Consider the following 23,235-nt stretch of genomic DNA (forward strand, 5'->3'; position numbering starts at 1 on the left):
CCAGTGCAAGTGTACCTACGGCGGTAGTGCAGGGGGGCTCATGCGCCAAAGGCGGCCGCGGACCACGAAGTAGAGGCCGTCAGGTGTAGTGAGCAGGTCCTTTTGGGGAAGTATCGGCGTGTCCACTTTCACACGGCGAAAGAGGCTCGCCATAGCAGGCTCACTTACCTAAATGCTTCCGCACATCAGCCACGATTACGCCGACTGCCTGAACTGCCTGTTCGAGTTGCTAAGGGAAGCAAATCTAGCGGATCGTCTCCTTCGGTAGATCTATCGCTTGACGGATGAAACGTCGAGCGTGCAAACCTGCATTTGAGGTCCAGCGCTGTCGTTGGCGGCGACTGCATCAGCCATCCTTTGCAAGCGAGCGGTGACTTGACGAAAGCTGACGAAAATGCCGGTTTCAGTGTCCAGCCAGCCTTGTGAGCGCGCATTCTGGTGGACCAACAGCAAAATTCCCCACCGAGCATCACGATCACGCAAGTAGCGCCCTTGAAGCTGGACGGTCAGTGCTTCCTCTAGTTCTTTCACCGTCCAACTTTCCGCAACTTTGATTTCCAAGGGGAGATAGGCTCCGCTGCCCTGCGCGGTGAGTCGGATGTCGGGTTCTTTTTCCGCCGCCACATGAGGCTCGCGCACCACTGTGTAGCTGCGGCCTTGCCGGGCCTCCAAGGCGTTCGCTACCCATCGTTGCACGTCCACCTCGTGTTCCAACCTTGCCAAGTCGACACCCTGATTGTAGTCCCCGTGGACGAGCTTGTGCTGCAAGTCGTCGATCTTGTGGGCGGCCACCCGCTGGAGGTCGGCCGGATTCCGGGGAACGGTGTCGAAGTCGTTCTCAAACTCCTTCACGTCCACTGGAGTCCACGCCGCGCTTTCCGAATCGAGCTCCGCGCGACCATGCGCCAACTGGAGCATCCGCCACCTCGGGACGTAGAAATTCGCAATGCTCGCCAAGTCGTTCAATGCTTTGAACGTCGCGGCACCCGGACGATCCGCCAGCTGGCTTATAGAGCGGTCGCGCGCGTCTTGGGCGTGGTCCCTTAGGCCCGGAGAATAGACCTTGCCATTCGTGCGGTCGGTGTCCTCCTTGGGGTCTACGGTTTGGTAGGCGAACGGGATTAACTTTGCGAGGTTCTCCGTCGAGATGATGACCGTCTTCGCCACATCATACGACCATAAGGTCCCCATAATTTTTGGCAGAAGAATGCAGGCCACATCGGCCTTCTTCTGGGTGTCCCACATGTCCGCCAGCACAAACAAAGCCGAGGTGGCCTCGTTCCCATCGATGGCAAAGGCGCATGCGAGATAAGCGCAGATTTCCTCCGGTTTTGCCGCCTGCTTCACTCGCTCCAACGATAGGGCGAGTAACTCGTAACCATCTTCTAGCCCAGCCCAGGCTATCCCCATCGCTGCCGTGACGACGTCGGTATTCTCGCTTCCTGGCGACTTGAGGAATTCGAGCATGGCGGGAGCCAACAAGACGGCTATGGCACGAGGAGCCCGCGCCACGCGTTCCAGCGCTTGAAGGTAGCCGGACCCCGTCGCGGCGAGCAGGTCGGCAGAGACATAGCGGCGAAGCACGTTTTGCGCCGGCCCGGGCCTCTGGGCGCACAAATCTTCAAACCAATAGGGGAAGCTATTGAGTTCGAGCGTGGCGTAGATCGCGGCCACTTCGGTTTGCTCGTCGCTCAGCGTGGAGATCCAATGGGGGACGGTGGTCGCTTCGATCGAAAGACCGGCGATCCCCAGCCGCTCCATGGCCGTGCTGATGTTGGCCTCCTCGACCGGGCGCTCGCTTTGGAGGATTGGCGAGCCCAAGCGCCAATAACGGATGAAGGCATTCCGAATGTGCGGTATGGCCGCCTCGCCAAACAATGGAGTCAAGAGCTCGACGTCCGATACCGACCATCGTTGAGAGTTGCCGCTCATGCCCGCTAGCATCTGTTCGATGTGGTAGAGGCGCGCATCCACGCCATCCTTGTCGGGTGGACGAAGCGAATCCAACTGGCTTGGATTCGAGCGAATGTCTTGCGCGAAGACCACCCACGAATCGTCGCGCTCCTTTTGTATTTTAAGAGCCTCCTCATGTTGCCGTCGCATCCGCTCCTGCGTGCGGACAACCTGTTCGGGTATTGGTGGCGGATTGACCCAAGTCTCGATGGCTAGTTGGAGCGCCGGCGCCCCGCCAGCAGCCTCTTTTGTCTTTTCAAGCAGCCAGACTGGTTGGCCTCCTTTGCTCCAGACCTGCAACGCCAAGCGCACGGCCAACAGACGCTCGTTTTCATCTTGGCGAGATTGCGCGTCTTGCAGCAGCCAGTCCACATCAGAAGGTCCGAGCCCGTGATCGAACATCGCGGCATGGAGTTGCCAGGGTTCGTTGAGGGGCGCGTTGGGAGAGTGCCCCATTAGCGAATGCGTGGCGGAGAAGCGCCATAACGCCGCGCGCCGGCGCGCTGGGGTTTCCCGGAGCCTCGCCGGCAAATCGCCATCTTTGTTGTTGCGCCTGCCGTGCCGCCAGTCGAAGGCGCTGATTCTCAGCGAGACATCGATGACCAAGTCCGAGGGGACCGGGCTGGATTCCAGATCAAGGACTCTATGCGCCAACGCCAGAACTGTCGAAAAACGTTCGGTGAGGGGTTCTGCAGCATGATGATCAAGCGTCGCGATGTCGGCGGGCAAGGTGGAAAACAAGGAGGCCAGCAGCCTCGACGTCTCCGCCCAGGTCGAAATCTTTTCGGCCAAGCGCGGCCCATAGAAGTCTATGCCTGTGCCACCATCGGGCTCTTCATTCAAAAGCCGGGGAAGAAACGCCACGAGATCGTCGATGGTGATCGTTGCGGGGAAGAGCCTCTCCAGCGCGGTCCAGATGACGCTGGTGTCGAGCTCGCCTCCACGTTCGCGCAAAAACGATGCATACGCATCCTTCGAAGCCTTGTCGGTCGATTGGCTCAATGCTTGGGCAGCGAGAGATTGCGACAGCATATCGGCCTGCAGATCGGTCGCGACCTTGAACGCGATGGCTGAACATCCGGCCAGTCGGCCGTGGTCGATCATCTGAAGTAGCACTTGCTTTGCTTCGGGCGAAGAGCCGAACCGCTCGAACAGTTCGCTGACGTCGGATTCCATGTCCCTCTGAACGAACCGACTCAATCCGTCATGGTTGATCAAATGGCGAAGATCGCCTTTTGCGAAAGCCCCGATCACAGAGTTGAGAACTCGTTTTCTGGTTTGCAGAGGCAAGCTCGCGGCATCGCCCAATTCAACCAAGGACATGGGGTTGATGGCGGCGAGCTGGTCTGCTGCCCTCGGTTCCCAAATCGATAGCCAAGCCGCCGTCTGCGCCAAGCTTGGCTTGACGACGCGCTCGCCGTAGGTCGTGGCGAAAAGAAGAGCATCCATCACGCTCCAAGGACAGTTCTTGTCCAAGAGCCGCTTGAGCCAGCGCGCGGCAAGGTAGCCGCTGACGGCCCCTTCGTTGTCGTTGTGAAGGCGGACCATGCCAACGCCCGACGGCACGAACACAGCGCTGTTGATCAAGTTGGACTGCAGGGATTGCGACATGTCGGGCAGGGCGTCCAGTAGGCGCAGTGCGGGCTGCGGATCTGCCCTGTTCCCGGTGTCGGGGATTTCGATGTCCCTAAGTTTACCCAAAACGAGCGCGGCGCCGACACGCTCCAAGGCGGCCATCCCTTGGGCCTGATCGAGCCTGATGCTCTTTGCCCGATCCGGATCGGGCTCGGTAAGCCTTTCCGAGATGTTCAGTTCAAGCATGGCGGCGAATTTCGCAAACGAGCCGTGCGCGCGCCAATGTCTGACCAGCCAGTCCAGATCCAGCGGCCTGCGCGCGAAGCTCCACAGCTTCGCCTCGCTCAAGCCATCAAGGAAGCTCTGGACATTTTCAATCTTGCTTTCGCGGGCATAGGTTGCCACTTGGCCACTGTCCAGCTCGGACATGAGCGCGATCAAGAGCTCCTCTTCGACTTTTGGCTTCTCTTGCGGGGTGCGCCGAATTGCTTGGATGACCAGATCGTCGGGATCGATGGCGGCTGCCTCCGCCTGATCTGGCGGCACCGGGAGTAATTCAATGAGTGACTCGCGGTCCTTGCGGAATTCCCAATCCGCATGGCGTCCTGAGACCACGACATGGGCTCGGCGCTCGGCGCCGTCAATCGCCTCGGCGAGATGCTCCAAAGCGTCGACCAAGCGGACCCCATCCGACTTTGCCTCGTCGACTGAATCGATGAAAAGCCAAGCTGGTTGATCCGACGCGCGCCATTGCTTGAATTTTTCTAGCTGGGCCTTTGTCAGGGATTGTTCCACGCCGCGGTGGCCCAGCTTTTTGACCGTCAGATAAAAGCTGAACTTTCCTTCACTGGCGAGGATGCGATTCTGCTCCCGAAACTCTGAGCTTTTTCCACTGCCGCCTTCCGCCAAAACGACGACTCGCTTTAGCTTCAAAAGATCTGGCCAGGTCAGCAAACCTCGCTTGCTTCCGAGAAGCCGAATGGCCTCGATGTCTTCGCGAGTGCCCTTGGTCCATGGAACGAAGCGGCGATCCAATCCTATGAAGTTCATGTGCGTTCCAGTTTCTATGCCCGAAAGCGTGATTATAAGAGGTCTCCTAATGGCATATAGAGGAAGGCAGCCGATAGCATTTTTGATGGTCGAAAGTGCCGCGAAGATGTTGCGAACGTGGTAGCGCTAGGCCTACCTTATGCAGTAATCACTGATGAAATGGTGGCGGCGGCTTGTCAGCGATTCTAAATGTCTCGCTCTCCTAAAACGTCGAGGAGAACCTTTGTTAAGTTGAGGTCGTTGTGATCGCAGGCCCAAGCAAGGTGTTCTGCGGCCTCGCCTGTTCCACAACGACTTTTCAACCGTCGTACTGATGCATTGAAACGGTTGTCGCGGGATTGTGGACACTCGTCTCGTGACAGCTTACGAAGGTTTTGTAGGATCGAGACGTTTTCAGCGAAGGTCTTTGCATCCGCATCGTTTGCTTCCGTGCTACGCATGCGTTGAGGGTTCTGAGGTGGGCGCGAGCCGTTGACTCCTTCCAGTTGCAGCAGCTCAGCGTAGGCGTCATAAAAATCAGTCTTCATTGGGCACGAGCTAGGCACGACTGAAAACTCTGAGTTGACGAATTTAACGCGCTTGTCGGCCGGCGCCAATTGGCCAATTTGCCATTTCGCGCCGTTAATAACCCACACTATCTTCGTTGCCACTGTTGAGTTGCACTGAAAATTGACCCACCTTCCCCACAAATTTGCAACGGAACTTGACCCACGTTAGTAGCACAATTCGACCTGTCGTACCGACAGGAGATCGGAGTGATAAACGTGGCTTTGTTAGGCATCATCAGACGCTGGCATCTACGTGACCAGGTCCCTTTACGAGAAATCGCAAGGCGGTTGGGTATCTCTCGTAATACCGTCCGACGCTATCTGCGATCGGAAACTACTGAGCCCTCCTATGCAGAGCGGCGATCAACTAGCGGATTGGATAAGTATTCAGTTCAGCTGTCGGGCTGGTTAAAGGCCGAAGCAAGCAAACCGCGTAAGCAGAGAAGGAATTTGAAACAGCTCCATTTGGACCTAAAAGAGCTTGGCTATGAGGGGTCATACGACCGCGTGGCTGCATTTGCCAGGCAGTGGAAGGCGGGTCAATTGGAGTGGGTCAATTCCGCGAGCAAACGAACATAATGTCTATTTTACGTTACCTGTGGAAGACGAAATTTCAGGGGAAGCTCACTCTCTAAAGACTGCTGAACTGGCTCTATTGCCATATGCAAAAAGCTGAAAATATAGCAGTATTTCAATACAACTTTCTTTGGTGAAACTATGCACGCCGCCCTCAAATTTGCCGGCCCGCATCGTGCACGCATCCGGCGGGCTATTGCTTTGCCATGCGTACTATTGCTGCTCGGAATTGCGTTGGACCTTCATTTTGGCGACACCTGGCAGTTGATCCACCTGCCCCTGCACGCAGCCGTCGAGATGGGGGGGACGGTGGTCGCCCTGATGGTGGCCTATGTGCTGCTGCGGCTGGATGCGGTGGACGAGGGCAGCAGTTTCAATCACATTCTGGCGGCCGCGCTGACCGGCATGGCCGTGCTCGACGGTCTGCATGCGTTGATGCCTCCCGGTCTCGTATTCTTTTGGCTGCGCAGTGTCGCCACCGCTTTCGGCGGACTACTGTTCGCGCTGGTCTGGCTAGGCAGTTGGCCGCCGCGCCTGTTGCGTTGCTGGCCCGCCATCGCGCTGGCCGTGGGTGCTGCGATAGGCGGCGCTTCGCTGCTGTGGAGCGAGTATCTGCCCGCCATGCTGGCGCAACGCCAGTTCACCCCCGCCGCCTTCATGCTGAACCTGTGTGGCGGCGTTCTGCTGCTGGCGGCTGCGTTGAAGCTGCAACTGAGCTATAGGCGCTCGCGCAAGGCGGCCGACCTGCTGTTTAGCCTCCAGTGCATGTTTCTTGGAGTCGGCGGACTGTTTTTCCATATCTCCGCGCCCTGGGACCTGTTATGGTGGGCCTTGCATCTGGTGCGTCTGGCGGGCTACTGCGTGGCGCTGTGGCTGGTGGCCACGGCCACCAATCGGCTGGAGACGCGCATCCTGGCGCTGAACAACACTCTGGAGCGGCAGGTGGCGGAGCGTACGGCTGAGCTGCAGCAGAGTATGGATGCGCTCAAGGGCGCGCAGGAGGAATTGCTGCAGTCGGAGAAGATGGCCTCGCTGGGCTCTATGGTGGCCGGCATCTCGCACGAGCTGAACACGCCGCTGGGCACGGCGCTCACACTGGCCAGCACGCAGCAGGACCGTGCAGCCCAGTTCAAGCAGTTGATCGACTCGGGTAACCTGAAAAAATCCGCGCTCACCGACTTTGTTGACCGCAACAGCGAAGTGGCGAATCTGATACTCAAGTGCATCGAGCGGGCCTCCGAGCTCATCGTCAGTTTCAAGCAGGTCGCGATCGACCAGTCGTCCGAGCGGCGTCGCGAGTTCGCGCTGCACGAGCTGCTGGAGGACGTGCTGGCGACCATTCGCCCCACCATCAAGCGGGCGCCGGTCAGCATCGAACTGGAGGTCGAGCACGGCCTGCACTGCGACACCTTCCCCGGCCCGCTGACGCAAGTGATCTGCAACCTGATCCAAAACGCCGTGCTGCACGCCTTCGAGGGCAAGGAGAGCGGTGTGATCCGCCTGCAGGGCAGGCGCCACGGCGAGGCCGACATCGAGCTGGTGATTGCCGACGACGGCACCGGCATGGACAGCGTGGTGCTGGCCCGCATCTTCGACCCCTTCTTCACCACTCGCCTTGGCCAAGGCGGCTCCGGCATCGGCCTGGCCGTGTGCCGGCGCATCGCCGGCTCGGTGCTGGGCGGCACCCTAGTGGTAGCCTCGGAGCCAGGCTCCGGTTCCCGCTTCACCCTCATCTTCCCCGCGATGGCGACGGGGAAGCTATAAGAACTGGAGACTGCAATGTCCGATGACCTGATATTTATGGCCGAGGAGCAGGATGCTCCGGCGGCCGCTGCCACGCCCTGGATTGTGATGATCGTGGACGACGAGCCCATGCTGCACGAGTCCACGCGCATAGCGATGGCGGACTTCACCTTCGGCGGCCACGCGCTTGAATTCATTAGCTGCTACAGCGCGGCCGAGGCGCGTCAGGTGCTGATGGCGCGGCGCGACATCGCCCTGATCCTGCTCGACGTGGTGATGGAGACCGACAGAGCCGGCCTCGACCTGGCGCGCTCCATCCGCGAAGAGATCGGCAACCTGAACGTCCGCATCGTGCTGCGCACCGGCCAGCCGGGGCAGGCTCCGGAGGAGCATGTCATCAAGCACTACGACATCAACGACTACAAGGCCAAGACCGAACTCACCCGCAACAAGCTGGTGACCACCTTCTACGCCTCGGTTCGCGCCTACCGCGACTTGATGCGCCTGGAACAGGCCCTGAACGGGCTGCGCCGAACCATAGGCGCAATCAGCCAAGTCTACGATTCGGACAATCTGATCGCCTTCTCCTCGGCGGTGCTGTCGCAGGCCAACTACCTGCTCAACATCCACGGCGAGGGCGTGTGCGCCGGGCGCACCGCCGCCTACGCCGCCTCCAACGACCAGGAGCACCTGCGGGTGCTGGCTGCCACGCCGGGATTCCAGCGCCGCCACCTGGACGGCGAAACGGCGGACCTGCCAGCACCAGTGCGGCTGGCCATCGAACGCGCCTTCCGCGAGCAGCGCGGCTACGTGGACGAGCATTGCTTCGTCGGCTACCACCATGCCCAGCACGGTACGCAGAGCGTGCTCTACATGTCCTTCGCCGAGCGCATCAACAGCGATGTGGCTGAGCTGCTGCAGCTGTTCTCGGCCAATGTGGTCAGCACTTATGAAACCCTGCTGCTACGCGAGGAAGTCGAGGAGACCCAGCGCAGCACCATCTTCCTGCTCGGCGAGGCAATGGAGCGGCGCTCCAAGGAGACCGGCGCACACGTGCGGCGGGTCAGCGAAATTTCGGCCCTACTGGGGCGCGCCAGCGGCATGGCGCCGCGCGACGTTGAGGACATCAAGCAAGCCTCGCCGCTGCACGACGTTGGCAAGGTCGCGATACCGGATCGCGTGCTGAACAAGCCAGGCAAGCTCGACGCCGATGAATGGGAAATCATGAAAACCCACGCCGAACTGGGCTACGATATCCTGTCCAAGTCGCCCAAGCGCGTGCTCAAGCTGGCTGCGGTCATCGCCCTACAACACCACGAGCGCTGGGACGGCGCCGGCTATCCGCGCGGCCTGGCGCAGGACGCCATCCACATAGCCAGCCGCATCGTCGCACTGGCGGACGTGTTCGATGCGCTGGTCAGCCGCCGCTGCTACAAGGACAAGTGGTCGCCGGACGATGCCTTCAGCTACATTAATAGCGAGCGCGGCAAGCATTTCGATCCGGCCCTGGTGGACGCCTTGTGTGGCCGGCGGGAGGAACTGGCGGAGATCTACCGCCTCTACCCGGACCACGACTGACAGTAGGTTGGAAAGGAAGTTAGTATGGGCGCACCCTGCGCATGCACGATTTCGCCCCAGTACCAGCGGCCGCTGGCGGCCGTCTGGTAGGCCTGAACCGAGGCGCCTGCAGCAGTGGTGGCGCCATATCGGACGATTGGTCGATTCGGTCGGTTGCCGTGGCAGGCGAGGTGGGCCGGAAATAGACCGGACACGAGGATTTTATGTTCCGGATGTTGATTTACTGAGATGGACCCGACACCACCGAATCGGATCAAACTAACGTTTAATCCAATTTACGTGTGGAGGTCTGCTATGGATATCGATATTCTCGGGATCGATCTGGCCAAGCGAGTGTTTCAGCTGCAATGTGCCGATCGTCGTGGCCACGCATTGCACGGCTCCAAGGTGCTGCGCGCAGAGTTGCTCGGTGCAGTGCGCAAGTTGCAGCCTCGGGTCATCGCAATGGAAGCTTGCAGCTCAGCCCATCATTGGGGACGGCAATTCCAGGCAATGGGCATCGAAGTGCGACGTATTAGCCTGCAGTATGTTGTGTCCTTCGTGAAGACCAACAAGAACGATGCAAACGATGTGGCCGCGATCGTCGAGGCAGCGAGTCGGCCGACGATGCATTTCGTTACTGTAAAACCGGTCGAGCAGCAGGATATGAGATGCGCGCAGCAAAAGCCATCCTGGGGGGGGGCTCGTTCTTAGGAGAGAGAGCGAAGCTCGGGCATATCCTGCTTGGTAGTTTGTGCCGGAGAAGTAGATAGGCCAAGACAAATGATCTAACCCGCATTATGGTCATTAAATTCAACCTGACAATAGACATTATCAGGTTGATAGACTGATGATCTAGTGTGCAGCATCGCGCGGGAAAACGTCGAGGCTTCGCCGAGCGCCACGGGCGATATCGAAGCGGTATACACGTAAGTAATGGTGCATACGCTGGGGCTGATATTTTTGTGCGCGCCAAAATTTGTATTCTTGGCGTCTTTGTCGGTGGCGCTGACGCACCGCTACAGCATCTGACTGGACGTGTCGACGGCGGTGGACATGGCGGCGTCGAGCATCATCAACGCAATCGGCGCAGCATCCGTGTAAGTGGCGGTGCTAGAGCCAGTACCGATATTTTGGCGCGCGCCAAAATATGCTGTCCTCGGCGTCCTGGTCGGTGGCGCTGACGTACCGCTACAGTCTGGATTGAAGTGTCGACGGCGGTGGCTGTGGTGGCGTCGAGCATCATCGGTGGAATCGGCATAGCATCCGTGTCAATGGCGGTGCTGGAGCCGGCGCCGATCTTTTGGCGCGCGCCAAAATCTGCTGTCCTTGGCGTCCCGGTAGGTGGCGCCGACGCACTGCTACAGCATCTGGCTTGAAGCGTCCATGACGGGGAGCCGTGGCGATGTCGAGCATCATCGGCGGAATCGGTGCAGCATCCGTGTCAGTGGCAGTGCTGGAGCCGGCACCGATCTTTTTGCGCGCGCCAAAATCTGTGCCCTTGGCGTCTTGGTCGGTGGCGCTGGCGCACCGCTACAGCATCTGACCTGTTGTGTCCATAGCGGTAGTCATGGCGGCGTCGAGCATCATTGTTGGAGTCGGCGCAGCATCCGCGTAAGTGATGGTGCTGGAGTCGGCACTGATCTTTTGGCGCGCGCCAAAATCTACCGGCCACGGGGTCTCGGCCGATGGCGCTGACGCGCGACTACCTCATCATCTAGCCTGAAGTGTTGACGGCCCTAGCCGTGGTGGTGGCGAGCATCGCTGGCGACATTGACCCGGAACCAATGTGCTATTTGTGCGGAGCCTGCGCCGATCTTATGGCGCGCGGCAAAACCTGCTGGCTGTTGCACCCAAGTGTTATCAAAGTAAGTCGGTAGGGTACGTAATGTGTCCGACGTACTGGGTTTTTGTCGATTCTACGTCGGACGGCTCCGAAGGGCTGCATGACTCTACTCTAACGTCGGACAGGTAGCGCACCCTATTGTAGTTTTCTCTAAAATCTCACTCTCCAGAATGCGTAGCATCCTTCTTTGTCGGTGATCTTGCGATCAGCATTTTTGGGCTTTCCCGAGGAGCTCAATGGCCTTCTCCGCATGGCCATGTCGACGATATCCATGCACTTCAACTGGTTACGCCGTCCCAGCATGCGGTACATCCCGGCACCTCTGCTTCCCTAGATTCATCCTTCAACACGTCCTATGATTGAACCTTGGGGTCTTATACGCGAGGCGTTTCTGACTGCCCCGACCGCAAGCCAGTCTTCGCCATCGACCGCAGCGCGAACATCACTGAACTGCGCGCTCCAGAACGACCCGCGTTCCCAGGCCTTTGCTTCTGAAACTGGCGTACTTCGTCGTCGACGAGTCCAAGTGTGAAGAAGCGCTTGAGAAACCCCTTAGCGAGAGGGGCCTAATAGGCCGATGGAATTTTGGATGCTGCCACTGCCCGGATATTGATCCGTGTTCTGGCGCATTTCAAGTCTCTGTTCTTTCAGCTCATGGCAATCAGAAATGCCACATCACATAAGAGGTACATTTATGCCTCTTGATAGTATAAAATTACATTTAGCGCCCTAAGTATGCCTCTTACGGAGCTTTGCACATCAAAATGAAGACTCTACAATAGAGGCAAAAAAAGGGCGCTTATCTATGTTTTACCCTATTTAGAGGTAACATAAGGGCGCTTATGCATAGAGGTTTTTCAAGATGACCGACAATCAGACACTCGACGAGTTGGAAAATGATCTGGGCGAGAAGCTCAAGCGGCTCCGGCTCAACAAGAACTGGGACCAGAAGACGCTCGCGGCTCGCGCTGGTGTGAGCGTGCGCGCCTTGCGCAACATCGAGGCCGGCCAAGGCTCGACCGTCAAGACGCTGTTGAGCGTCGTGCGCGCGCTAGGCCGTGAGTCGTGGCTGCAGACGGTCGCTCCAGTGGCGACAGTCAATCCGTTGACCCTGACAAGCCGCGCGTCAAAGCGCGTACGCGCGACAAGTCCTACGGTCAAGGTTAACGCGGCCAAACGACTCCTCGCCATCGCCGAATTCGCTGAAGGCGAGGGCCAACCAGCGCCTGGTTTAACGGTTAAAATCAATGCAGCCCGCCGCCTGCTCGCGACCGTGAATCAAGCGAATGAGCAACCGCCCAAGTCTCGAAAAAACCCCCCTGAATAGCAATAGCGCCGTCTTGAAGGAATCGCATGGTCACGAAGAAGACTGCAACAAATACGGCAGCAAAGAAGACTCCCTCGGCGAAGAAGGCCCCCGCCAAGAAAACAGCAGCGAAGAAGCCCTTCGCACACGTCGGCGTGGTCGAAGTGCATCTGTGGCAGACACATATCGGCTCGGTGACGCTGGACCCGACATATGGCTTCTATGTCTTCAACTACACGCCAGAATTCGCCGGGAGCGGTATTGAGCCGTCGCCGTTGCAGATGCCGCTATCGGAAGATAGCTACATTTTTACAGACCTTCCGGAAGCGACCTACAAGCGACTGCCGGCTATGCTCAGCGACGCGCTGCCCGATGACTTTGGCAATGCGCTCATCAACCGCTATATGGCGGATCACGGTATCACCGCCCCTAACGTCACGCCGCTTGATCGGCTGGCATACATGAGCAATCGCGCGATGGGTGCGCTGGTCTTCAGGCCCGCGCGCGGCCCGGCGACGCACAAGCCCACCTCCATCGAACTCAGTTCACTTGTTGAGCAGGCGCGTCAGGCTGTAACAGGCGTCATGGACGACGACGACCATGCAACCGCCGCGCTGCGCAGCATCATCGACGTCGGCACTTCTGCCGGCGGCGCGCGGGCGAAAGCCGTCATTGCGTGGAACCCGAAGACCGACGAAATCCGCTCGGGCCAGCTCGATGCTCCGGAAGGCTTCGAACACTGGCTGCTCAAGTTCGACGGAATGGGCGACGACCACGAGCTTGGCGCCTCGCAGAACTATGGCCGCGTCGAGTATGCCTATCACCTGATGGCGCGCGCCGCGGGCATCGACATGACCGATTGTCGACTCCTAAAGGAGAACGGTCGCGCACACTTCATGACCCGGCGTTTTGACCGGGAAGGTATGAGTGCCCGCAATCACATGCAGACCTTCTGCGCGATGTCTCATGTCGACTACAAGAAGAAGGGCACTAATGCCTATTCGCAGCTCTTCTCGACGATGATGCAACTGAACCTCCCGTACGAGGACATGGAGGAAGCGTTCCGGCGGATGGTGTTCAACGTGATGGGCCGCAATTGCGACGACCACACGAAGAACTTCTCCTTCTTGCTTCGCGAAGGTAGCGCCACCTGGGAGTTCGCGCCGGCCTACGACGTCACCTTCGCTCACAATCCCACGGGCGAATGGACCAGCCAGCACCTGATGTCGGTGAACGGTAAGTTCAGGGGATTCGAAATCGCAGACCTGTTGGCGGAGGCGGACCGGTTCAAAGTTGGTACCGCGAACGACGTTATCGAACAGGTGCGCGAAGCCATCCGGCGGTGGCCGCAATTCGCAGAGTCCGCGGACCTTCCTGAGAACGAGATGGTCGACCGACAGAAGCAACTGTTGCTGTTCGATTGACACAAGAAAGAGCCCGCCTCACAGCTTGGCAACTTCTTAACGGAACGGTTATGGGTTGTGAAAACTTGCCACGTCCAACTTGAGCATGCCCTACCACTGAGTCAAGTTCGGCGACAAGTGGGGACCTTTATGCGGAATATGGAGTCTGTTTAACTTGGACTCCACGAAATGGAAGGCTCGGAATCGGATTCTGATTTGCCCGCAATTGGTGCCGGCAGTAGGGGGCGTCACCGCAGCAAGGTAAAGGATGATCGTGTCCGCCGGTGCGGCCTTGGCTGGGTGGTATTGAGGAGCTCCTCGGCCTGTATTGAGAGCAGAGCTTATGCGACCTGGTATCGCTACTGCAGGAAGCCACTCTGATGCTGGTCAGGCCGTTCTCATGGGTGTTTTAGGTGTAGAAGGCCAACTGATCGAGGGTTAGGGGCGCCTATAGGGCGTGCGGCATAGCCCTTACTTGGTTATAACGCGGGGCCTCTTTCGTGCACGTTTATCTGAATTGGAATCCGCAAAAGCGCGTCAACTCCCCATCATTTTTGGCTGCAGGAAGCAGTTGCTGATTCATGCCTATTGCAACGTTTAGATAGGTCTGTGCACTTTCCACTTTCCCTTGCGCGCACAAAATCTTCGCTGCGTTAATTGCGATCACGCGGGCTAGACTTGGTTCGGTGGGCTTTAGGCCGATAGCATGGCTGATGCTCTTAAATGCTTCCTCGGCGTCCCGCGTGGACGTTGACCATCCATCATCGGAAGTTGAATTACCTCGCCGCACCCGCATGGGCAGAGAAGGGTCGCAAGCCAGTATTGGCCGTTCTCCCCTACTGCGTATGGCTTCCGTTTTTCCACTTGATCGGGCAGGTCTGCGACCTCGATCACCGTGTACCGTCTGTACACGCGGGTGCGCGCGTTAGCGACCTAGCGAGATTGACCACGCACATTCCGCGTAGTCGGTAGCATAGGGCTGTCATTAGAAGCTGCTAGCACCACCCTGTCGGAACGCTCTCATCTGGATGCATGCGACTGCATAGTCGCTGGAGGCGGATTCCGCGATAGTGCTGGTCGGGGCTAAAGTGGCATCATTCGGTAAAATATCAGATCCAATGCTATGGACCGAGGCTGAGTTCAGCTATCTACACAATGAAAAAAAATGCACCACCTCCAGTCAGCAAAAATTCCGCGCAAGTGCGCAGGCCTGGCCGCCCCAAGGGCCTTGACGCGGTAGCCATCGAAGCACAGATCATTGACGCGGCAAAGCGCCTGTTCTTCGCTCAAGGACTGTCCTCTACCAGCATGGATGCGGTCGCGAAAGCGGCTGGTATCACCAAGCAAACATTGTATGCACGTTTTCCTAGCAAAGGGGAGTTGTATCAGGCGGTCATCGATCACACGATGGTTCAGTGGCGCGAGCAACAGGGGCCGTTGTTAGGCAAGTTCAAAAGCCTGGAGGCCTCGTTATATCATCACAGCGTAGGCACGCTGGAAACAGCCACGCGGGAAGGTAGTGCCCTACTGGCAAATTTCCTCAACCTCGAAGCAGGGCACAATCCTGAGCTGGTACGGCAGATTATGGGCCCGGTGCGGGCGAAGGCAATTCAGGATATCGAAACTATCTTGGCAGCATTTCCAGGTCCGAATCGCATCACAGCTGCAACCAGGCGTGCCGCAGCGGAATATTTCTTCATGTGCTTGGTCGGCAAGATCCACGATCTGAATCATTTCCGCGATGAGATTCGCCCTGCAGCGCTGGCCACTTGGGCGAAGACTACGGTCAGGCTGTTTCTGGATGGCTATCAGGCGAGGACGTAGAGCCGGAATACTGGCTGAGAGCTGCTCAAAGCACCATCAAGGATAAGGCTACAGCTGCCCTTCGTCTTCGCAATCGCTATCAACAAAAATCTTTTGCAATAGATGCAGTAGTTTCGTGCGTTCACCCTCGGTTAGCATTGCAGTCGCCTGCTGTTCCAATTTGGTGACCGTGATTTCGGCCTTCGCACAAAGTTTCAGACCTTCGTTGGTCAATACCAGAGTCTGTGAGCGCTTATCCAGGGGATTGCGCTGACGCAGAACCAAGCCGCGTTGCTCAAGCTTATCGAGCAAGATCGCCAAGTTGGGCGCGGAGACAGAGACTGCATGTGATAGACGCTTTTGCGTGATATTCGGATTGGCTTTTAGTATGCTTAATACGGAGAAGTCAACTGCCCGCAACGCCAGTTTGCTCATGCGTTCTTCGAAATGCGGCATGATTGCCAGATAAGCGCGTCGGCAGTTATACCCAACCAGGCTAAGCAGTAAGCTCTGATCCAAGGGTTGATCAGCTGCTGCTTGAACGGCCGTTGCAAGTGTGGCGGTTTTTTGGCGAGCCATCGGAAAATAGATACTGAAAATAAATATTATAACGTAATACTATTTCTCCAAATGTCCCCGGCTGTTAGTTGATCTTGTAGAACCGTATGACCGCGGCATCGGGGTGGCGTTCTGCTACGCCGACGAATACCGCCCGATTGAGCCATTCATACTTGCTACCGATCGGTGCTTCGAACTGGGCACAAGTACGGAAATAATATTCTTCGCCCGACACGATTTCGCCTTTTGATAAGCGCGCCATGACTTCCTGCGAGGCATGCCGTACACCGCGATTGTCCACCATGATCAGCGTGCCGTCATCTGTCTTCAAGGTGTATTTGGCTAGCACTTCCAACACACCGTCCGGCCGCACAAACTGCCAATCGGCGCCACCGGGAACGACGACCCCGCTCAGCCCCGGGCCGCTGACCGTTCCGCCGCTGATTGGAATCACGCGTCGAAGACCGTGTGAACTTTGCCCAACGACCAACGGTTGATCGACTTTCACTCGTGCCTCAAACACGAATTCGGATTTCAATACTGCGGAGGTGGCAACTTGGGCTGCGGCAAAGGGCGCTACTAAAGCTGCGCTAATGCATAGCATTTGGTGAATTCTCATGATACTTCTCCTGTGGATTGTTTAGTGGAGAGGCGATGCCTGGACTAACATCGGTTGGCGCAAGCGGGCGCAGTGCGGTGCTACTACTCTGATTTATTTGCATAACTATCCGCCCCTTAAAATATAAGAGGCCTATTAGACCAGCCGGCTAGCGGGACAGTATCCCAATGTTTCTAGTACCCGCTGCCGACGTGGACGTTTGTCATGTCGATTGATCAGAAGCTTTGGTCTAACGAAATGCCGATGGTACGCAAGCCTTGCTTGCCGACGATTTGCTGGGCGTCGCCCTCACCGTAGCCTGGATAAACAGTGATCGGATCCGACGTGTTGCCTATATTACGTACATACAATGCAAGGCTGGTTTTGCGGTCTGGCGAGCGGAGACCGATGCGTCCACCCGTCACCCAATGCGCCTTGACGTCGTAGTACGATTTGGATGATGGATACATATGGGTTAACGACTTGAAGGTGGTTTCGGCATTGACGAAACCTTGGTAGCCGCCGGCCATGCCGGCCACGTATTCAGCTGACAGATTCAGTTTGACTTTAGGCACACCGGTCATCTGGCTTCCTCCCAGATTCGTGCCGTCCGCTGCTGTATAGCCTCCTGGATACGTCACCGCGTTATAGATGAAACCGCCGTTGAGAGTCAGGCTACGCATCGGTTTACCGAAGACATCAATCTCGATGCCCTTGGTCACAACTTCCGATACGTTGGCCCCCCCGCAGGTAAGTGCTGGGGTATACACGCACAATTGGCCTTGGTAATCTTTGACGCGGGTGTAGAAAAGATTGGCGTCAATTCCCACGTTACCGACTGCGCCTTTCATACCGATTTCAAACGCCGTCGGGAGTTCAGGTCGTACGATGGCCGGAGGGGTGTTGAACACGGTATCGTTGATTTGCGCTCCTTTAAATCCGCGACTCAGCGTTGCATATTCCATCAAGTTTTTGTTGAGTCGGTACTGCTGGCCGATGCGTCCCGATACATTGGTGACCGCATAGGCAGCCGTCGCTGGAACATTGCGGTAGTTGACGACATGTCCGATCCCAAATGGTAGGTCGAGACTATTGGAGAACAGCTCCGTATCATCCACCAGCTCGCGCGTAATACGTAGGCCTGCCAGTAATTGCGCCTGTTGGCTAAGGTGATAAGTAGCATTGCCGAACAGCGAAGCGCTGCGAGTGGATGTCTTGCCAGCGGTGAGATTGTTGATCGACATTGTTACCCCCGGGATCGGACCGCTTCCTGGGTCGAATGGCACGATGATATTCAAACCCTCCGACCCGTATTGGTCATACGAGAAGCGAGACAGATAGGCACCGACCACCCACTCCAGTGGCGCGTCGGACGGAGACGAGAGCCGCACTTCCTGGGATGCCAAGCGCATATTGCCGCGGTTACCGGTCGAGTACAGCTGCGGATAAATTGCGGTAGCAAAATCTTCGCCATTGCGTAAGCTAACCACATCGAGTGCATCGGGACCGGTCTTGCGGGCACGTAATGAGGTCACTGAGGTCAACGAGTATTCACCGATTGCGTAATCTAGCTGTGCCGACAGGCCACCATTTTTCAGGTTAGCGAAGTTATCGTAGGCTGGGCAACTGACGTTGTTGTCTGCGGTAGCAACAATACCGCACCGGGCCAGCGCTGCCACCACCACCGGGGACACGGCCGTGCGGTAGACGAACGTCGATGGGCCACGTTGCTGCTGCTTGTTGTAGTCAGCAATCAGATTGAGCCGCAAATTATCGCTGAGGTTATTCAAGTATCGGACCCGCAGGCCGCTGTCGTTATTGCTGTTGTCGCGACCGTTGGCATTGTCGTGTTCCACGCCAGTCAGGCGATTGGTAAATGCCGACACTCGCATTGCCGAACTGTCGGTTAGCGGCACGTTGATGACCGCTTGCACTACCTTTTCGCCGTACTTGGCGCCCAGACTATCCTTGTCAGCATAGTCAGCGTGAACCGAGCCGGAGAAGACACCGATCTTCGGCGTTTTGGTCACCATATTGATGACGCCTGCCGATGCACTCTGGCCGAACAGCGTGCCCTGTGGACCACGCAGGACTTCGACCCGTTCCATATCGAACAGATTGGAGGCGTTGATGTTCCCTTGCGGGACGTTGTCGACCACGATACCCACGGACGCGACTGCAGATGGGGTAAAGGTTTGTGTTGCGATACCGCGGATTCCTGCGCCGCCGCCTGGAGCGCCATCAATAAATGTCACTGCAGGGCTGATACGGTCCAGATCACGCAAAGTGGTTATCTGTTGGCGTTCCAGTTGCGCCGCTCCCGCAACGGTAATTGCCATTGGCACGTCTTGCAATTGCTGTTCGCGGCGTTGTGCCGTCACTATTACCGAAACTGGGGCGTCATCTGCTGGCGTAGCAGGTTGCGTTTGTGCCTGTGTCGCAATGGCGGCCAAGCTATTGGCTATTACGAACGATATCTTCTTGAGTTTCATGTGCATAACTGTCTCCAATTTTTTTGATTTGTGAGAGGTGGTTCTGTGGCCCTGTAACTGGGAAATTTGATTATGTTTTATATTGATTATTAATGGTAACTTATTTTCAGGAAAAACTAATGGCTTCAAATCGATCAGATTTTTGATTTTTCGTGCCCACCATCTGCTCACGGATGTAGAGAGCAGTTTGGTGATGAACGCAAGATGATTGTGCTTAATCACACTGAATAGTATGATTAAATTGGTGGTGATGTCGAGGGCAAAAAACCACATACGCGCTCGCCGCTGAGGCTTCTATCTTGGTTTCATCAATGATTTCACTGTATCGAGCATGCACATGCAGTTCAGCAAAAAAACAACGGGAGACGTGTAGTGAGTGACGAATCAGCGCCAGGCCGGAAGGCCATGCTTGCCTTTGCAATATGCGGTGCATTCGCCGTGGCCGGTTCCGCAGCAGCGACTGAGCTGAGGGACTTCCAGAATCCGCCAAAATCGGCACGCCCACGAGTGTGGTGGCATTGGATGAACGGGAATGTCAGTAAGGAAGGTATTCGTGCCGACCTCGAATGGATGAAGCGTACCGGTATCGGTGGATTCCAAAATTTCGATGCTGCCATGTTCACACCGCAGGTGGTCGACAAGCGCCTGGTGTTCATGACGCCAGAATGGAGAGATGCTTTCCGCTACGCGATCACACTTGCTGACCAGTTAGGCCTGGAGGCCGCCATCGCTGGCTCACCTGGCTGGAGCGAATCTGGCGGCCCTTGGGTGAAACCCGAGCAAGGCATGAAGAAGGTTGTGTGGAGTGAGACTACACTCGAGGGAGGCGTGTCTTATCATGGTGTTCTCGCTAAACCGCCAGCCAACGCAGGTCCCTATTTAGACGCGCCGGTACGCGAAGGCCTGGCTAACCAGGTCCGCAGCGGCGATTTTTACGCTGATACAGTTGTGCTTGCATTTCGTCAGGCTGCGGCGCAAGAGGGAGGCGTTGCTGTGCCAACCATCTCGGCCAGCTCAGGTAATCGCATCGAGGCGGATGTGCTCAGCGATAGCAGCATGGTCAAAGCTGTCGCGTTGCCCAAGGCGCCTATGAGTGACTCCGCATGGATACGCTTCGATTATGGCAAGCCAGTGACCATGCGTGCCGTCACGATTGCCAGATCGGACTACTCGCCGATGGAACAGTTTGCTCCGCCAGCACCGGGGCCTGTGATCGAGTTCAGCAATGACGGCGAGAACTGGCAGACCGTGATTAACGTTCCGGGTGGTGCGGCCGCGCACACTGTAGCCTTTGCGCCAGCGACCGCCCGATACTTCCGCGCCGTCTGGGTCACGCGCGCAGCGCCACCACCACCGTTTCCTATGGATGGTGCAGAACTCGATGGATTGCCAGGAAGTGCCTCCGCCTCCTCGGCCGACTACCACATTGCCGAACTGCGGTTTCATTCTGATGCACGCGTGCTGCGCGGCGAGGAGAAGGCCGGCTTCGGGATGCTGCCTGACTTCATAGACTTGCCCACACCACCTTCTCCCGCCGATGCGGTTGTGGCGAAAGACAGTATCGTGAATTTGACGGGGAGGTTGCATCCTGACGGAAAGCTCAACTGGACACCGCCGCCGGGGCGTTGGACCGTTCTGCGGATGGGGTACTCACTCACTGGTGTTAACAACCACCCGGCTTCTCCGGAAGGAACTGGACTGGAGGTTGATAAACTCAACGCCCAGCACGTTCGCGACTACATGAATCATTACCTCGATCTCTACCGGGATACGACTGCCGGCATGATGGGGAAGCGGGGACTGCAGTACATGGTCAGCGATAGCTGGGAGGCGGGATCTGCAAACTGGACCGAGGACATGCTTGCGCAGTTCAAGAGCCGCCGTGGCTACGATGCAACTTCGTGGCTGCCAGCTCTGACCGGTCGTGTGATTGGCTCTGCCGGCGAGACGGATCGTTTCTTGTGGGACTGGCGCCGTACACTGTCTGATTTGCTCGCCGAAAACCACTACGCGCAGATCACCAAGATCTTACATGACCGAGGGATGGGGCATTACGGCGAGTCACACGAGAGTGGGCGAGCCTTCGTCGGTGATGGTATGGAAGTCAAACGTAGTAACGACGTACCCATGTCTGCGATGTGGACGCAGACTCCAAGCATCAACAAGGACCAGCCTGGGGCAAACGCGGATGTGCGCGAGTCTGCCTCGGTTGCGCATATTTATGGGCAGAATCTTGTCGCTGCGGAGTCGATGACCACCGGTTTTGGGGCGTGGCGCTGGAGCCCCGCAACGCTCAAACCGACCGCTGATAAAGAGTTGGCGATGGGAGTGAACCGCTTCGTGATCCACACCTCGGTGCATCAGCCGTTCATGGACAAAGGCCCGGGTATTGGCTTGGGGCCTTTTGGCCAATGGTTTACTCGCAATGAGACCTGGGCCGGCGCTGGGGCAAAGGCTTGGGTCGATTATCTAGCGCGCAGCTCCTGGATGCTGCAGCAAGGTAGTTTTGTTGCTGATGTGGCCTGGTTCTACGGCGAGGACTCGAACATCACTGCGTTGTATGACAAGGCCGGACCACCCATCCCGGAAGGCTACAACTTTGACTATGTCAATGCCGACGCGCTCAAGCACCGTTTCAAGTTAATCGGAGGTCAGCTTGGCACCGACAGTGGTATGCGGTACCGCTTGCTGGCGCTCGCTCCCCGGGCTGTGCAAATGTCGTTGCCGGTGCTTAAGGCACTACGCGACCTGGTGATGGCTGGCGCTATTGTAGTAGGACCTCGTCCGACATCCACTCCGAGCTTGGCGGACGATGACCGCGAGTTTCAGAAGATTGTGAAGCAGGTATGGGGAGATGGTTCAGAGAAGGGGCATTTGCACGGCAAGGGGCGGGTCTACGAAAATATGGCGCTTGCCGATGTGCTCACGCGTACCGGCGTGGCGCCTGATTTTCAGTACACGAAGCCTACGGCAGATACCGAACTGCTCGCCGTGCATCGCAAGCTTAAGGACGGTGATATTTATTTCGTCGACAGCCGCAATGACAAGCAGCAGTCTCTGGAGGCCAGCTTCCGCGTTACGGGGCGGGTACCGGAGCTGTGGCATGCCGAGACTGGTCTTAGCGAGCCCGTGGCTTGGCGTATCGAAGGGGGGAGGACTGTGGTGTCCTTGAACTTGGGGCCGTGGCAAGCCGTGTTTGTCGTTTTTCGTAGGCCGACGGCAGCCAAATCAGGAGTTCTCCCTGTGCAGCGGCGCACCATAGTAGCGACGCTGGACGGCAAGTGGCAGGTCAGTTTTCAGCCCGGTCGGCACGCGCCAGCAAACGCAGAAATTCCGCTTGGCTCGTGGAGTGAACAGGTCGATGAGGGCATTAAATATTTCGCGGGTACTGGAACCTATAGTCGGAATCTTGACGTGCCTGTCCATTGGTTGGCGAAAAATTCCCAGCTTTGGCTTGACCTGGGACAGGTGCATGAACTTGCCGAGGTGAGCGTTAATGGCAAGAACATGGGCGTGATGTGGCGACCGCCGTACCGTGTCAATATTGCTCCTGCGCTGCGGGCCGGTAAGAACACGATTGATATTGCAGTCACCAACCTCTGGGTCAACCGTCTTATTCATGATGCGCGGCCCGATGCCAAGGATGCCTATACGTTTACGGTACCAAAATTTTACAAGGGTGTGGAACCGTTGCTGCCGTCAGGCCTTGCAGGGCCAGTAACGCTGGAGCAGATTTCACCAGCCCATTGAAACACCTAGGAAAAGGCGCTTATGCAAGGACCTGAAGACGAAATGCAGCGCGTCGTCGTTTCGGCATTAGCTGTTCGTCTTCATCATCAAGCAGCTGTGAGCGGTGCTGGACAATAAAGTGTCTCATCGCGCATCGTGACCTAATTCAAGACGTGCTGGTCCAGCATAGGCTGCGAGGTTTGCAAATGAGGGGAGGCCGCAACATAGTCGCTTTCAAAAGGCCTATCGGTGGATATCACGTATCAAGAAAACTGATGATCCAGCCGGTGGTACAGCGTACGCTACTTTGTTTTGCCTCATCTTGACCGCAGCTGTCGTTGTCCGCACACAACGACAGGTACTTGCTTACTCCTTCATTTCTTAATCCATAAAAACCAGTGATGGATTGTATTGAACGATTGAATTTGTGACAAAAGCTGCCTGTCCATATTATAGGCGGCGCGGACTGTATGACGTCTGCCATTCATCATTTCAAGG

Annotated in this window: 12 protein-coding genes and 2 pseudogenes; 8 read left to right on the plus strand and 6 right to left on the minus strand. The window is 57.1% G+C overall.

All coding sequences use genetic code 11. The annotated features are described in order from the left end of the window. Positions 1-270: 270 nt before the first annotated feature. Both ACXZ1M_RS14350 and ACXZ1M_RS14355 read right to left on the minus strand, forming a co-directional pair. Positions 271-4,578 (minus strand): NACHT domain-containing protein, encoded by a 4,308-nt coding sequence (locus tag ACXZ1M_RS14350; RefSeq protein ID WP_459053798.1) that lies wholly within the window; start codon positions 4,576-4,578, stop codon positions 271-273. A gap of 185 nt (positions 4,579-4,763) precedes the next feature. Then, positions 4,764-5,228, minus strand: coding sequence for a hypothetical protein (locus tag ACXZ1M_RS14355; protein ID WP_459053799.1), 465 nt, complete (start codon positions 5,226-5,228; stop codon positions 4,764-4,766). 105 nt (positions 5,229-5,333) lie between these two features. Here ACXZ1M_RS14355 and ACXZ1M_RS14360 point away from each other — a divergent pair. From ACXZ1M_RS14360 to ACXZ1M_RS14385, 6 genes and pseudogenes are all read left to right on the plus strand, one after another. Next, a pseudogene (locus ACXZ1M_RS14360) lies at positions 5,334-5,660 on the plus strand (helix-turn-helix domain-containing protein); the annotation flags it as partial. Between the two features lie 276 nt (positions 5,661-5,936). After that, positions 5,937-7,466, plus strand: a complete 1,530-nt coding sequence (locus ACXZ1M_RS14365; protein ID WP_459053800.1) for an ATP-binding protein — start codon at positions 5,937-5,939, stop codon at positions 7,464-7,466. Between the two features lie 15 nt (positions 7,467-7,481). Then, positions 7,482-9,023 carry an HD domain-containing phosphohydrolase gene (locus ACXZ1M_RS14370; RefSeq protein ID WP_459053801.1) on the plus strand — a complete coding sequence of 514 codons (1,542 nt, stop codon included), beginning with the start codon at positions 7,482-7,484 and terminating at the stop codon, positions 9,021-9,023. Positions 9,024-9,317: 294 nt separating this feature from the next. Further along, positions 9,318-9,686: pseudogene (locus ACXZ1M_RS14375) on the plus strand (IS110 family transposase); the annotation flags it as partial. Between the two features lie 2,024 nt (positions 9,687-11,710). Beyond that, positions 11,711-12,175, plus strand: a complete 465-nt coding sequence (locus tag ACXZ1M_RS14380) for a helix-turn-helix domain-containing protein (protein ID WP_459053802.1) — start codon at positions 11,711-11,713, stop codon at positions 12,173-12,175. A 26-nt stretch (positions 12,176-12,201) separates the two neighbouring features. Next, the gene (locus ACXZ1M_RS14385; protein ID WP_459053803.1) at positions 12,202-13,578 is read left to right on the plus strand and encodes a type II toxin-antitoxin system HipA family toxin; all 1,377 of its coding nucleotides are present in this window, start codon (positions 12,202-12,204) and stop codon (positions 13,576-13,578) included. A 672-nt stretch (positions 13,579-14,250) separates the two neighbouring features. Here the strand turns inward: ACXZ1M_RS14385 and ACXZ1M_RS14390 are convergent. Then, positions 14,251-14,469, minus strand: coding sequence for a DUF6527 family protein (locus ACXZ1M_RS14390; protein WP_459053804.1), 219 nt, complete (start codon positions 14,467-14,469; stop codon positions 14,251-14,253). A 243-nt stretch (positions 14,470-14,712) separates the two neighbouring features. Here ACXZ1M_RS14390 and ACXZ1M_RS14395 point away from each other — a divergent pair, with 243 nt between their 5' ends. Continuing rightward, the gene (locus tag ACXZ1M_RS14395; protein ID WP_459053805.1) at positions 14,713-15,381 is read left to right on the plus strand and encodes a TetR/AcrR family transcriptional regulator; all 669 of its coding nucleotides are present in this window, start codon (positions 14,713-14,715) and stop codon (positions 15,379-15,381) included. Between the two features lie 48 nt (positions 15,382-15,429). On the opposite strand, the gene ACXZ1M_RS14400 is transcribed toward ACXZ1M_RS14395, so the two are convergent. The 3 genes from ACXZ1M_RS14400 to ACXZ1M_RS14410 form a co-directional block, all read right to left on the minus strand. Beyond that, the gene (locus ACXZ1M_RS14400; RefSeq protein ID WP_459053806.1) at positions 15,430-15,939 is read right to left on the minus strand and encodes a MarR family winged helix-turn-helix transcriptional regulator; all 510 of its coding nucleotides are present in this window, start codon (positions 15,937-15,939) and stop codon (positions 15,430-15,432) included. A gap of 64 nt (positions 15,940-16,003) precedes the next feature. After that, on the minus strand, positions 16,004-16,537 hold the full coding sequence (locus ACXZ1M_RS14405; protein ID WP_459053807.1) for a DUF3237 domain-containing protein: 534 nt from the start codon (positions 16,535-16,537) through the stop codon (positions 16,004-16,006). A 215-nt stretch (positions 16,538-16,752) separates the two neighbouring features. After that, positions 16,753-19,281, minus strand: coding sequence for a TonB-dependent receptor (locus tag ACXZ1M_RS14410; protein WP_459053808.1), 2,529 nt, complete (start codon positions 19,279-19,281; stop codon positions 16,753-16,755). A 99-nt stretch (positions 19,282-19,380) separates the two neighbouring features. Here ACXZ1M_RS14410 and ACXZ1M_RS14415 point away from each other — a divergent pair, with 99 nt between their 5' ends. Then, entirely contained in the window at positions 19,381-22,758 is a 3,378-nt protein-coding gene (locus ACXZ1M_RS14415; protein WP_459053809.1) for a glycosyl hydrolase, read from the plus strand. Positions 22,759-23,235 lie beyond the last annotated feature (477 nt).

The sequence above is a fragment of the Duganella paludis genome (assembly GCF_054461335.1).